Here is a 13,450-nt window from a genome sequence, read left to right as displayed (position 1 = left end):
AGGTGAATGAGGAGTGAACAGTTACATCGTCAAACGTGTACTCGTGTTACTGCCCGTGCTGCTGGGCATGACCCTGATCGTCTTTTCCATTATCCACGCTATTCCGGGTGATCCGGCAGAGACCATACTCGGGCAAAAGGCCACCGAACAATCCAAGCAAGCCCTGCGTGACCAGCTCGGACTGGACAAACCATGGTTTCAACAATATTTCGCTTATCTGGGCGATCTGTTTAAGGGAGATTTGGGCACATCCATCCGCACCAAGGTTCCCATTGCCCAGGAAATTGTGCCGTATTTGACAGCAACCCTCGAATTAACGATGGCAAGTATGCTGTTTGCGATTATTATTGGCGTGAATGCCGGGATTGTCAGTGCGTGGAAACATAACTCGTGGTTCGATTACTGCTGCATGGTCATTGCATTGGTTGGTGTATCGATGCCAATCTTCTGGCTTGGTTTGATGGAGCAGTGGCTGTTTGCAAACAAACTGCACTGGCTGCCGTCCATCGGCAGAATGAATGCACGTGATCCGATTGAAGCCATTACGGGCTTGTACGTGCTGGATACGATGATTGCCGGACGTTGGGATCAGCTGTGGACGGTAACGAAACATCTGCTGCTGCCAAGTATCGCTCTCGGCACCATTCCTATGGCTGTTATTGCCCGGATGACCCGTTCCAGCATGCTCGAAGTGATGAGTTCGGATTATATCCGTACCGCGAAGGCGAAGGGACTCGGTCCATTTTTTGTCGTATATGGACATGCGTTGAAAAATGCGTTTATTCCTGTACTCACCGTCATCGGCATACAGACCGGATCTTTGCTGGGTGGAGCGGTGCTGACGGAAACCATCTTTGCCTGGCCTGGTGTCGGTCGCTATATATATGAAGCAATTAGTTCGCGGGACTATCCGGTGATCCAGAGCGGTATTCTGATCGTGGCATTCTTCTTCGTGGTGATTAACCTGATTGTGGACTTGCTGTACGCCGTATTTGATCCTCGAATTAGTTATAAATAGGAATTCATCATTTGGGTTGATGAATGGAACTTCATATAAGTTAACTTTAAAAAATTAAACGACACAAAGAGTCAGAACCAATCTGTAGGAGTGAAGCTAAGAGTTTTCTGGAAGAAAGTTGCTTCGAAAGCATAAGCTTCGCATTTATCACCGGATTGTCACCTTTAAATAGGTGGATCAATAAAATCTGGGGTAATAGCGATCGAAAGATGGTACTGCAATCGTAATGCTTTAGTGTAATAGAACTCGTTGATCTTAAATTTCATTCATATCCTAGAAGGGAGACGCCGCATGGCCAAATTATCGACCAATACCGGAGAATCCGTTGGCGCCGCGTCGGCACCCGCATCTGGTCCATGGCGGGAAGCCTGGAGAACGTTTCGGAGAAATCGGCTTGCGCTGGCAGGCTTGATCATTATCGTTTTTTTCATCCTGTTGGCCTTTGTGGCCCCGTATATTGCCCCGTATGATTACAAAGAGCAGGTACTTACAGATCGTCTGCAAGCCCCTTCGGCAGAGCATTGGTTCGGTACCGATGATCTCGGGCGTGACGTATTTTCCAGAGTGCTGCACGGAGCGCGCATTTCATTGTGGGTCGGCTTCTTTTCGGTCATTGGCTCTATTATTGCGGGTGCATTGCTCGGCCTGATTGCCGGGTATTATGGGAAATGGGCGGACATGCTCATCTCACGTTTGTTCGATATCTTGCTCGCTTTTCCAGCTATTCTGCTGGCAATCGCCATTGTCGCGATTCTGGGTCCATCCTTGCAGAACGCACTGCTCGCGATAGCGATCGTGAACATCCCGACCTACGGACGACTGGTACGTTCAAGGGTACTTAGCTTGAGACAGGAGGAATTTATTACATCGGCACGTACGCTGGGGGCTGGCAATATGCGAATTCTGTTCCGGCACATTTTGCCCAATAGCCTCACCCCGCTCATCGTACAAGGCACACTGGGGATTGGAACAGCGATTATTGAAGCAGCTGCACTTGGATTCCTCGGCATGGGTGCGCAACCACCTGATCCGGAATGGGGCAAGATGCTGTCAGATTCCCGCCAGTTTCTGCAAAAAGCGCCGTGGACGCTTATTTTCCCTGGGCTTTCCATCATGTTCACCGTGCTCGGTTTCAACTTGCTGGGGGACGGTCTGCGCGATACCTTAGATCCAAAGATGGCCAAAAAGTAGCAGTTTGCATCTCTGGTTGCTTTTCTATATCAATTGAACTAAAGAATATGTACACTTGCCACTCCGATGACAGAACAACCTTCCGATCGCTGTAATCCCCAGATTTTTTTGAAACCCTTATATAAAGGGGGGAATCCGGGGATAAAGGCGAGGTGTTTCCGATGCAGCTTTCTTTCAGAAAGCTTTTAGATCCGCTTCTTCAGGTTATTTCTGTACTCTTCGTTATCGTGTAAATGTTTAGTTCAATTTATATAGTTTCAACTCTAGTTGCATCTCTAATTAAGTCTCCGACTCTGTTCCATATCTAACGAATCTGGAAAGCCTTATTCTACGATTTACTGCCAATTCCCCAGTCTAACGAATTTCACACACCCTATTTTACGAAAAACCTGAGGAAAGTTTCGATAGATCCGCTAAAGGTGAGAAATAGCGTGTCGACGATTCTTTAGATTATGAAATTATCCTATAAAGGCCAATTAACGTCTGTCAGGTTCGTTAGCGTGTGGCTTGCCAATGCTGCACATACTCATTCCAATCTGTTCTCCAAGCCGGTTCGAACTTTGGTTCGAGGCGGCTTTTGTATTGCATGATGTATTGAGCTAAAATGGTTAGAGATGTGCAAAACTTGAAGTGTTATTCGATCATTTTGTTAAAATAACCGGCTTCGTATTGACACCCAATTTTCCCATATGTTATATAAAAGGAAGGGTTTAGCACTCTGACGAACGGAGTGCTAACAAATGATGTTTTACTACACGACTACATATGGAATGATTGTGTTTTTGAATATGGATAATGTTAAACCTGAATAGGACATGCATGAGCGTGGAGGGGCTAGGAAAGATTTTGGGAATCGTAGTTTGTCTCACCGGATTTTTTATATTTTTAAAGATGTCTTAGCATTATCAAGTATTTGGCGAAACAGCCTCACCAGTGGAGGGGACGGAATCGATTCTGGAGAAGCGAAGCGTTCGCCTTTGTCTCCGAATTTCTAACCATTTCAGAATAGTTCAAGAAAATTTGGAGACAACAGCGATCGAAAGAACGATCCGTAACCGGAACGGTCACCAGAAGAACATCAATTACTTGTATTAGTGTTGAGCCCTAAATATGAAATCAAAAAATCTGGGGATCAAAGCAATTGAAGGCTTTTCTAGCAATGTTACGTTCTGCATGGACAATTCAAGGGTTTGCTTTCTATATTCAATCTAATCATTCTATTCCAAATTTGAAAGGAGACACCCATTCATGGCTAAAAAAGAATTCCAGGCTGAATCCAAACGCTTGTTGGATATGATGATCAACTCCATTTACACCCAAAGAGAAATCTTTTTGAGAGAACTGATCTCCAACTCCAGTGACGCCATTGACAAAATATATTACAAAGCACTGACGGACGACACACTCATCTTCAACAAAGAGGACTACTACATCAAGCTGACCATCGACAAAGAAAATCGCACGCTCACACTGACCGATACAGGAATCGGGATGACCCAGGAAGAGCTGGAAAACAATCTGGGGGTTATCGCGAAGAGTGGCTCTCTGGCGTTCAAGAAAGAGAATGAAGCCAAAGACGGACACAACATCATCGGACAATTCGGGGTTGGTTTCTACTCCGCATTCATGGTAGCGGACAAGCTGACGGTAACGAGTAAAACGCTGGGCAGCGACGAAGCATGGAAATGGGAATCCGAAGGCGCGGATGGGTACACGATCTCTCCAGCCGAGAAAGATTCCGTGGGTACGGAAATCGTCCTAACGATCAAACAAAATACCGAAGAAGATTCGTATGACGAATTTTTGGAGGAGTACCGCCTGAGATCCATCATCAAGAAATACTCCGACTTCATTCGTTACCCGATCAAGATGGATGTGACAGGTCAGCGTCCGAAGGAAGGTACTGAGAACGAGTTCGAGGAGTACAAAGAAGAGCAAACCGTGAACAGTATGGTGCCGATTTGGCGTAAAAATAAAAGCGAATTGACTGAAGAAGATTACACCAACTTCTATATGGAAAAACGCTACGGTTTTGACAAACCGCTCAAACACCTGCACATCAGCGCAGATGGCGCAGTGGTATATAATGCGATCCTGTTTATCCCGGAGAACACTCCGTTTGATTATTATACAAAAGAGTATGAAAAAGGTCTTGAACTGTACTCTAACGGTGTATTGATCATGGACAAATGCGGTGATCTGCTGCCGGATTACTTCGGATTTGTCAAAGGTATGGTCGATTCGGAAGATCTGTCCCTGAACATTTCCCGTGAAATGCTGCAACACGACCGTCAGCTCAGCCTGATCGCGAAGAACATCAAGAACAAGATCAAGAGCCAACTGCAAAGCCTGCTTAAGGATGAGCGTGAGAATTACGAGAAGTTCTATCAAGCGTTTGGCCGTCAGCTGAAGTATGGCGTCTACAGTGACTATGGCGTGAACAAGGATACGTTGCAGGACCTGCTTTTGTTCTCTTCTTCCAAAGAGAAGAAACTGGTGAGCCTGGACGAGTATGTTTCCAGAATGCCGGAAGATCAGAAGTACATCTACTACGCATCTGGTGAATCCATTGAACGGATTGAGAAGCTGCCACAGATCGAGGGTGTGCTCGACAAAGGCTATGAAGTGCTGTACTTCACTGACGACATCGACGAATTTGCAATCAAGATGATCACGAACTACAAGGAGAAAGAATTCAAATCCATCTCCAGCGGTGACCTGGGCATCGAGGACAGTGCAGATAAAGAAGAAACAGACGCACAGGACAACGACAACAAAGAGTTGTTCGAAGCGATGCAAGCGCAGCTCGGCGGCAAAGTAAAAGCTGTTAAAGCTTCCAAACGCCTGAGAAGCCATCCGGTATGTTTGTCCACTGAAGGTGAGCTGACGATTGAAATGGAGAAAATCCTAAAGGCTATGCCGAACAGTGAAAATGTACAGGCAGATAAAGTGCTGGAGATCAACGTAAATCACGATGTCTTCAAATCCCTGAAAGACGCATTCGCACAGGATAAAGAAAAACTGAGCCTTTATACAAGCTTGCTGTATCATCAAGCATTGCTGATCGAAGGACTGCCAATTCAAGATCCGGTAGAGTTCACCAACGATATCTGCAAGGTTATGGTCTAACCAACCATCTTCTCCCCGACAGGGCACTTCCGCCCTGTCGGTTTTTTATTTTACCTACCCCATACCGGGGAGGGTAAGGGGGAAGACAGACTATTAATGAAGTGATGAAATAAACAATTTAATGGTATTCTTTAGCCTCTTAAAGTCTTGATTGAAGTCCCCCTTTAAGGGGATGTAATGTCATTTTAGAGTGGGTGTGAATCAAACAGCGACAGTAGTGAAGGGGACGGAATCGATTCTGAAGAAGCGAAGCGTTCGCCTTTATTCCCGAATTTCACCCTTTCTAAAGGGAATCAAAGAAATTTGGGAATAACAGCGATCGAAAGAACGATCCGTAACCGGAACGGCCAAGCAAACTGTATAAGGCACTTTTTTCGTCATAAGTTACTTTCAATATTAATCATTACCATTTAGGTGCACGGATGATAGTCTGGCGGGGTATAATAAGAGAAGACGACTGTGCATCACAAGTTGATGTGAGAAGAGATGACAATCGCAGACAGGTTTTGCTTTTCGAAACTGCAGAATATGTGTATAATCACTCAAAATAGAGACAGTCGGCTAGGAGTGATCAACATGCAATGGAACGATCTGAGAGAACATAGACAATATCCTGAACTAACGAAACTGGATGGGGTTCGTGCAGCCTATGAGCGCGACTATTCCAGACTGATACATTCACCGACCTTCCGTCGGCTGCAGGGCAAGTCACAGGTGTTTGGTGCAGGAACGGGCGATTATTATCGCACACGATTGACCCACTCCCTTGAGGTGGCGCAGATTGCGCGAGAAGCGGCAAGAAGCTTGCTGCGACGCTACCCGGAGGTGGAGTTGAACCAGGCAGACAGCCCGGGACTGATTATTGATTCGGAAGTGGTGGAGTGTGCCGCGATTGCGCATGACTTCGGTCACCCGCCTTTTGGGCATAAAGGGGAAGAAGTGTTGGATGGCATCCTCGATGATCTCATTAACACTGAGATCAAGAAAATCATGAAGAAAAATCGTGGAGCAAAATCACCCCAACCGGAACAGGAGATTCGTGCTGAGCTGAAGCGGAAATATGAGCATTTTGAAGGCAACGCACATAACTTCCGTCTCATTATGTACTTGGAGAAACGGGAGGATATCGATGGACTGAACCTGTCCGATGCAGTGCTGCTCGGCATCAACAAGTATCCGTATCCAGGTACGGAGAGCAAGAAGGGCATGTACCATCATGAATGGCAGTATATCCGCGAGATTCGCAATCGTTGGGATATTCCTGCTGGCAAAAAGACGCTGGAAGCACAGCTGATGGACCTCTGCGACGATATTGCGTATTCCGCACATGATCTGGAGGATGGCATCAAGGCAGGCAAAATCGAAGTACATGAGCATTTCCTGCAAGATCCGCATATCAATCGACTGATTGTGGATAAGATTACAACGCTGGAGGATCTGTTCTGGAACGGATGGACAAGGGAAGCGATTGGCAAAAAAGTCGAAGAAGTCCTTGCTTCGTTCCTGCGCATCTGGAATGAAAAGATGCCGTTTTGTGAGCATGACTACTCACGCACCCGCCGGGAGGTCAAAGCTTACTGGGTCAGTCTTTTTGTCGCAAGTCTGGGAGTTATTGATAACGGAGACTGGAAAAAGGTAACGTTTGTCCGTGAAGGTGCCGAGGATCTCGATATGCTGCGCACGGTGAGTGTGCTCAAGAGCTTTGCCTGGGTGACCATGATTCGTGACCTGCGTGTGCAGAGGTTGCAAAAGCGCAGTGAATGGATGATTAAGCGTCTGTGGGATGCTTTCCTTGACCCGGAAACGTCCAAATCCATAATTCCGTCCGATTGGCTGCAGCGCTATGAGAAGGATCAGGCGAAGGCGAATCCGATCTGGACCTGGGAGCATATGGTGATTGATTATATTGCCGGGATGACGGATGCATTTGCCGAGAAAATATACAATGAACTTTACGGTCTCAAGGTCGGCTCCATCTACGATTTGGACTAAGATAAGCGAGACGAAGGGAGATGAGACGCTTGGGTGCGACCATCAGTGGAAAATACAATCTGGGCGTACTTGACCTTGTTCCAAGGCTGAACGGCGCCACAGCAGAACAGGCGCTCCAACAATCCGTTAAACTTGCGCAGCGTGCTGAAGAGTGGGGCTATTCGAGATACTGGACGTCTGAACATCATGACATGGATGAACTCGCATCGGCATCGCCGGAAGTGCTGCTTGCCCATATTGGCGCACGAACGAACACGATTCAGCTTGGTTCCGGTGCTGTGCTGTTACCGCACTATAGCCCGCTCAAGGTAGCAGAATCGTTCCGACTGCTGGCGGCGCTCTATCCGGGGCGCATCGAATTAGGCTTGGGACGTGCTCCTGGGGGCGGCCCCCATGCGACGATGGCCTTGAGTGGCAATTACTTGCAACATGTGTCCAAGCTGCCTGAATCGCTCGCGGCACTGACCGAACTACTGGAAGACCGTTACACCTATGAAGAACATCCGGTGACGGCCCGACCGATTCCGGAGCTTCCGTTATCCTTATGGATGCTGGGTACCAACGTAAAAAGTGCCGAGTTTGCCGCACGTTTTGGTATGGGGTATGTATTTGGACAATTTATGAGTGACGCGGATGGTACAGAGGCCGTGCGGCGTTATCGGGAGGGGTTTATCCCCAGCGCCAACAGGAAAGAACCGGAGGTTATGGCTGCAGTCAGTGTTCTGTGTGCGGAGACGCAGGAAGATGCGGTGTCCTGGAGCCACGAGATGGAGGAGAGACGCAGAGCCGGAGGGAAAGAGCATTCGACGCAGTCTGACATTGCCAGCACGAGTACCCGCTCCAACGACGACAGTGCCAATGTTGATGGAAAAGAAGTACAACGACATTACGCAGGCACACCTGCACAGGTTTGGAACCAATTGCAGCAGGTGTGCCACAGACTAGACACGGATCAGCTGCTTATAGTGACCACTGGACCAGATTACGAGCGAAGGTTGGCCTCTTACAAGTTACTGGCGAACGCATAAGGGTGGCTGGTTAGCTGTTATGATATAAAGAATGGCGGGTTCCATACCTGCCCCTCTGTTAGATTCAAATCTTATGAGCTGCAGATCGGATATTTGCCGTATGCTGCAGCTCTTTTTTGCTTCATTTTGCTCATAAATTTACATTATTCGATTCCGTTCAACAGGTAATGTGGAATAATCACAAGATTTTACAAAATAAAGCATGACTAAAACAAAAGAATGTTATAATACTTTACGTCCCTTTTCCTATGGATATAATATAGAAAAGAGTATTTTGCAAGATGCCAAAAGAAGGGGAAAACAACGACAAAAGCACCTAAAATACGGAAGTGGCCGAAGATGGGCACAAGGGGGAAATCATATGTTTAGCAGATTCAAGATCAAGAGTATCGGTCTGCGTATCAGCATCGCGTTCTATCTATTAATCCTCTGTTTAATTCTTCTTAGTGTCACGATTGTTACACAAATGAACTCAATGGAAAAAAACACGAATAGGATCACCAATAACTGGATGCCTTCGATCCAGCAGATTAACCGTTTGAATTATACAACAGAACATATTTTGTCATTGAGCTATCGCCATTATGATGCACAGGCTGGGGCCAAAGCAGACCTCGCTGAAGAGCGCACCAAATACATTCGTGAAACAGCTCAGGCCATTAAAATATATGATCAGCAGGAAAAGGCAGCTGAAGAGAATGAACATTGGGAAGCTTTAAAGACAAAATGGGAAGCTTACCTCAAGATTAACACGCAATCCATCAAACTGAGTGACGAAGGTCAGGAACAACTGGCGAAGGAAGTCTCAGAAAAAGGGGCGGCTTCTTTCGATGCCATGCAAGTCCATATGGACTTTCTGGTGGGATACAATCAGGAGCAGTCTGACCTCTCGGCGGCTCAGACCATTAGATCCGTACAGGACGGACGAATAATTATTATTGTAGGTGTACTGGTGATGATTCTCATCACGGCAATCAGTATCCCGATCATCCGTTCACAAGTCGTGAAACCGCTGCTTCGAGTAATCAGTGCTGTGAAACTGATTGCGGAAGGTCAATTGAATGTTCAGGACATACATACCAAACATGAAGACGAGGTTGGTGTGCTTGCCAAAGCCGTGAACGACATGAAAGGTAATCTGACCTCCATGGTATTGAATGTCAGACGGATTGCTGAAGCCGTCAACCGCCAAAGCAGCGAATTGGCCATTTCTTCTGAAGAGGTTAAGATTGGCAGTCGCCAAATTGCCATAACGATGGAAGAGTCGGCAAAAGCAGCAGAGAGTCAAGCGGAAACGGCTGTTGAATCTGCTCGTACCGTCGAGGGACTGAACGAACATATTCAGCAACATTCGGAGCAGGGAAACCAGCTTCGCCTGATGTCAGACCTTATTCTGAAACAAGGACTGACCGGCCGCGAGTCCATGGAGCAATCCGTGAACCAGATGCAGCAGATTGCTGGGACAGTTTCGTCTTCCATGCACAAGATGGAACAGCTGGATCGCAAAAACGGAGACATATCGCAGTTGGTTCAAGTCATTCATGACATTGCGCGCCAAACCAACCTGCTCGCATTGAATGCTTCCATCGAAGCTGCCCGTGCAGGAGAGAGTGGACGCGGATTTGCAGTTGTTGCAGCAGAAGTGCGTAAATTGTCCGAAGCCGTTCGGACATCTGTAGAAGAGATTACCGTCATCACGGAAGATATTCAGAAGGATTCCCAGGGTGTGGTTGAGGAATTGCGAACAGGTGTACTGGAGACAGAGCGCGGGCAGCAGCAAGTACGTAATTCCGGCAATCTGTTCCGTACCATTAGTGAGTCGGTAGAGGGCATGGTTCAGGTCATTGGTACAATGACGGATGGTCTGGAGGGCATGCAGGAGGCGAGCGGACGCATGAATGATTTCAGTCAACAAATTTCGGCAGTATCGGAGGAATCCGCGGCCAGTGTAGAGGAAGTGTCAGCGTCGGCTGAGGAACAGGTGAGCTCCATGGAAACGATTAGCGGCAATATTCAAACCTTGAAAGAATTGTCCGAAGACCTTCTTGTTTCCATTGAAAAATTAAAAATATAACCTCTTCTTATAATAGAAGAGACATGAAGGACGGCTACCATGTTGAGCTCTACAAACAGCAAGGATTCAGTTGCTGGAAATTACGTATATACCTTTGCTTGCCATGAGAATGAACGTGCTTTATGTGAACTGGAGTTGGAAACGATGCTCGCTTCTGGCACAGATATTCATTCCGGCGATCATGCTTATGTTCGCTCCATTCTATGCATTCCACCAGGTAGAAGTCCATTTGTCCGAGGCAGACTGGATGTGATGGCTGAAGCAGATACGGTGGAGGATTTGAAGCCTGCGGCTTCACTGATCGATCTGTCTTCTGATGAAACGTTCAAGGTGGTCTGCCTGAAAGAGGGCGATGACATGCCGGATTATGCACATTCCCGTTTGCTGGAAAAAGAGCTGGGCATGTGCATTAGAGGCAAGGCGATGATGAAACAACCTGATGTGACTTTCGGACTAATCCATGCGAATGGGAAATGGCTCCTTGGTCAATGGACAGAAGCTGATCGCTCGTGGCAAACCCATCATCAGAAGCCGCAAAATTATTCCACAGGTCTGGGTGTGACGTTAGCCAGAGCATTAGTCAATATTGCGATTCCGCATGTGCAGGGGCATCAGTTACTCGATCCGTGCTGCGGAATGGGAACGGTAGTTATTGAAGCATTGTCGATGGGGATTGAGGCGAAAGGGAATGATTTGAACCCTTTGGCGGTACAGGGTGCGCGCATTAATCTTCCTCATTATGGTTATGATCCAGCCAGAATTACCCTCGGAGATATGAATGATCTGGAAGGTTTCTACGATGCAGCCATCCTGGACATGCCATATAATCTCTGCTCTGTTCTTCCCGATGAGGAACAACTTGCCATGTTAACTAGTCTGCGTAAGCTGACAGGACGGGCAGTTATCGTTTCCACCGAATGGGTGGAGGGGCACATTCTGGATGCCGGGTGGAACATCGATCAGTATCGAACGGTGAGCAAAGGCACGTTTATACGTCACATTTGGCTATGTAATTAACACGATTGTACTGAAAATAACAGAAAAAACCTCCACACGGGAAAAGATTCATTTTCCGGTGTGGAGGTTTTTGATTTTCACAGGAAAAATACCTCACATGGATTTGTACAATTTCACATAGGAACATCAAGCGTTTTTAGTATTTATGACTATAATTTACCAGATTTACAGGAAGGGGTTTTCCGTCAATATACGCCTCCAGATTTTGCACAAAAATATCAAGAGCCCGTTCGGTGTACTGTTCTGTACTTCCGGCAATGTGTGGCGTAATGAGGACGTTTTCCTTGCTCCACAGGGGATGGTCGGAAGGCAGTGGTTCCTCCTCGAATACGTCAAGTGCAGCAAAGGCAACCTGTCCACTATCCAGTGCACCCAGCAGGGCTTCCGTATTCACGCTTGGACCACGTCCCACATTGACGAAGCAGGAACCGGATTTGAAATGTTCAAATGCAGCCTGATTATAAATATGATGGGTTTCATCCGTAAGTGGCAAAATATTAATGACGTAATCGCCTTGACTCAGTGCTTCATGCAGACCGGACATATTGTACATTTGGTCTACATTCGGAACGTCTTTGCCGGAGCGCCGAACCCCAATTACGTTCATGCCCAATGCTTTGAGAATACGCGCGGTTTCTGATCCGATCTCTCCGACACCGACGATAACGGCTGTTTTTCCATGCAATTCCGGAAGCGCTTTGCCTGGTGATTTCCACTCCGCCCGCTGCTGGTGCAGCATCGCTTGTCTGAGCCAGCGGCTGTGGGACAACATCATGCCCAGAATAATCTCGGTAATGGGAATGGCGTGTACGCCATTAGCACTGGTTAATGAAATTCCTTTTTGTTCCAGATCAGAGAATGGAAGGTTGTCTACACCTGCGGACCAGACTTGAACCCATTTGAGAGGGCTGTTTTCTTTGAGTGCATTCTCAGTTACCAGAGGAGACCAGCCTACGATAATTTCGGCTTCTTTTAACTCCGATGTATTAATCTCTTTGGCTTTGCCAACCGTAAGTGTATAACCTGGCGCTGCATCCAGAATCCGTTGCTGCTGTTTCGTGGTCAGGGATGGAAAACATACAATTTTACCCATAGTTAGTGGCCTCCTGAATTCAAATATGTTGTGATTTTAGTTTAGCAGAAAAGAAGGTGATGTGCGTAAAAGGCAGGAATACAGCCTCATGTGCAAATCCCATAAATTGTGTCACTCTATAATTAACCAACTTGGAACCATAGAGACGACTATGAAATAATAAAACGAACTTTAGAAGAGGTGTTTACCATGAGTAACTATTCATATACGGATCTTCCATCCCGACGGGAACGATTATTTACTGCACTTCAGGTGCCTGCACCCATTCAGAACTCACTTCGGATGACTGCCGAACAGGTGCAAGGAAAGCTTGATTTTCGCAAGTGGACCGATTATAGAGATTATCATATTACATTGCAATTTCTGGGAGATACCCTTGTTAGTGACATTGGACATCTTCGGAAAACGCTGCGCTCGGCGACGGACGGATTTCAGCCTTTTGAGCTGCAATTATCCGGATGGGGAACGTTTGGGTTAAAAGAGGCACCAAAGGTGTTGTGGAAAGGTGTTGAGGGAGATATGGATCAACTTCATCTTCTGCAAAAACGGATTGTGGACGCAACTTCCTCCCTCGGATTCGAGGTCGAATTAAGACCGTATTCTCCTCATATTACGATTGCGCGTAAATTTATGGGTAAGGACCCAGGAAATGAAGATAAAGGGATATTTGGAGTGCTTCCTGAAGACTTTTTGGGTGTTAATTCTTGGATGGTACAAGATTTTGTGCTTTATGTGACACAGCCAGGTCAGGCGCCGATGTATGAGGTCGTGGATACGTTTTCTTTTTCCTGAAACTCATGGATATGACATAAAATCACATTGACATTACGTTATTCCCTATGTAATATTAGCCAACGTTATTCAAATTCTTTTTTTGTGGTTACTTAGATTAGGGAATTGTTTCGACA

Annotated in this window: 9 protein-coding genes; 8 read left to right on the top strand and 1 reads right to left on the bottom strand. The window is 46.7% G+C overall.

Features of this window, described 5'->3' with window-relative positions; all coding sequences use genetic code 11:
* The first annotated feature begins 13 nt into the window (after positions 1–13).
* The 7 genes from Q0V21_RS16140 to Q0V21_RS16110 all read left to right on the top strand — a co-directional run bounded on the left by Q0V21_RS16140 (position 14) and on the right by Q0V21_RS16110 (position 11,449).
* Positions 14–1,018, top strand: a complete 1,005-nt coding sequence (locus tag Q0V21_RS16140; RefSeq protein ID WP_024632912.1) for an ABC transporter permease — start codon at positions 14–16, stop codon at positions 1,016–1,018.
* A 291-nt stretch (positions 1,019–1,309) separates the two neighbouring features.
* On the top strand, positions 1,310–2,209 hold the full coding sequence (gene nikC, locus Q0V21_RS16135; RefSeq protein WP_301879686.1) for a nickel transporter permease: 900 nt from the start codon (positions 1,310–1,312) through the stop codon (positions 2,207–2,209).
* Positions 2,210–3,457: 1,248 nt separating this feature from the next.
* A complete protein-coding gene (gene htpG, locus Q0V21_RS16130) occupies positions 3,458–5,338 on the top strand; it encodes a molecular chaperone HtpG (protein ID WP_301879685.1) in 1,881 nt (626 codons plus the stop codon).
* Positions 5,339–5,914: 576 nt separating this feature from the next.
* Positions 5,915–7,330 (top strand): deoxyguanosinetriphosphate triphosphohydrolase family protein, encoded by a 1,416-nt coding sequence (locus Q0V21_RS16125; protein WP_301879684.1) that lies wholly within the window; start codon positions 5,915–5,917, stop codon positions 7,328–7,330.
* A gap of 29 nt (positions 7,331–7,359) precedes the next feature.
* A complete protein-coding gene (locus Q0V21_RS16120; protein WP_301879683.1) occupies positions 7,360–8,358 on the top strand; it encodes an MsnO8 family LLM class oxidoreductase in 999 nt (332 codons plus the stop codon).
* A gap of 361 nt (positions 8,359–8,719) precedes the next feature.
* A complete protein-coding gene (locus Q0V21_RS16115; protein ID WP_301879682.1) occupies positions 8,720–10,432 on the top strand; it encodes a methyl-accepting chemotaxis protein in 1,713 nt (570 codons plus the stop codon).
* Between the two features lie 39 nt (positions 10,433–10,471).
* Positions 10,472–11,449: a TRM11 family SAM-dependent methyltransferase gene (locus Q0V21_RS16110; protein WP_301879681.1), complete on the top strand. Its 978-nt coding sequence runs from the start codon at positions 10,472–10,474 to the stop codon at positions 11,447–11,449.
* Between the two features lie 136 nt (positions 11,450–11,585).
* Here the strand turns inward: Q0V21_RS16110 and Q0V21_RS16105 are convergent, their stop codons facing one another.
* The gene (locus Q0V21_RS16105) at positions 11,586–12,542 is read right to left on the bottom strand and encodes a D-2-hydroxyacid dehydrogenase (protein WP_301879680.1); all 957 of its coding nucleotides are present in this window, start codon (positions 12,540–12,542) and stop codon (positions 11,586–11,588) included.
* Between the two features lie 189 nt (positions 12,543–12,731).
* Between Q0V21_RS16105 and thpR the strand changes: the two genes are divergently transcribed.
* On the top strand, positions 12,732–13,334 hold the full coding sequence (gene thpR, locus Q0V21_RS16100) for an RNA 2',3'-cyclic phosphodiesterase (RefSeq protein ID WP_301879679.1): 603 nt from the start codon (positions 12,732–12,734) through the stop codon (positions 13,332–13,334).
* The last annotated feature ends 116 nt before the right edge of the window (positions 13,335–13,450 follow it).

The sequence above is a fragment of the Paenibacillus sp. 11B genome (assembly GCF_030487755.1).
Classification (GTDB): domain Bacteria; phylum Bacillota; class Bacilli; order Paenibacillales; family Paenibacillaceae; genus Paenibacillus; species Paenibacillus vandeheii.
The sequence above is the reverse complement of the archived record's forward strand: the minus strand, read 5'-3'. Positions and strand labels throughout refer to the sequence as shown.

Coding starts and splice junctions, on each gene's coding strand:
- nikC (WP_301879686.1), top strand. CDS start 1,310: ATGGCCAAATTATCGACCAATACCGGAGAATCCGTTGGCGCCGCGTCG.
- htpG (WP_301879685.1), top strand. CDS start 3,458: ATGGCTAAAAAAGAATTCCAGGCTGAATCCAAACGCTTGTTGGATATG.
- Q0V21_RS16125 (WP_301879684.1), top strand. CDS start 5,915: ATGCAATGGAACGATCTGAGAGAACATAGACAATATCCTGAACTAACG.
- Q0V21_RS16115 (WP_301879682.1), top strand. CDS start 8,720: ATGTTTAGCAGATTCAAGATCAAGAGTATCGGTCTGCGTATCAGCATC.
- Q0V21_RS16110 (WP_301879681.1), top strand. CDS start 10,472: ATGTTGAGCTCTACAAACAGCAAGGATTCAGTTGCTGGAAATTACGTA.
- Q0V21_RS16105 (WP_301879680.1), bottom strand. CDS start 12,542: ATGGGTAAAATTGTATGTTTTCCATCCCTGACCACGAAACAGCAGCAA.
- thpR (WP_301879679.1), top strand. CDS start 12,732: ATGAGTAACTATTCATATACGGATCTTCCATCCCGACGGGAACGATTA.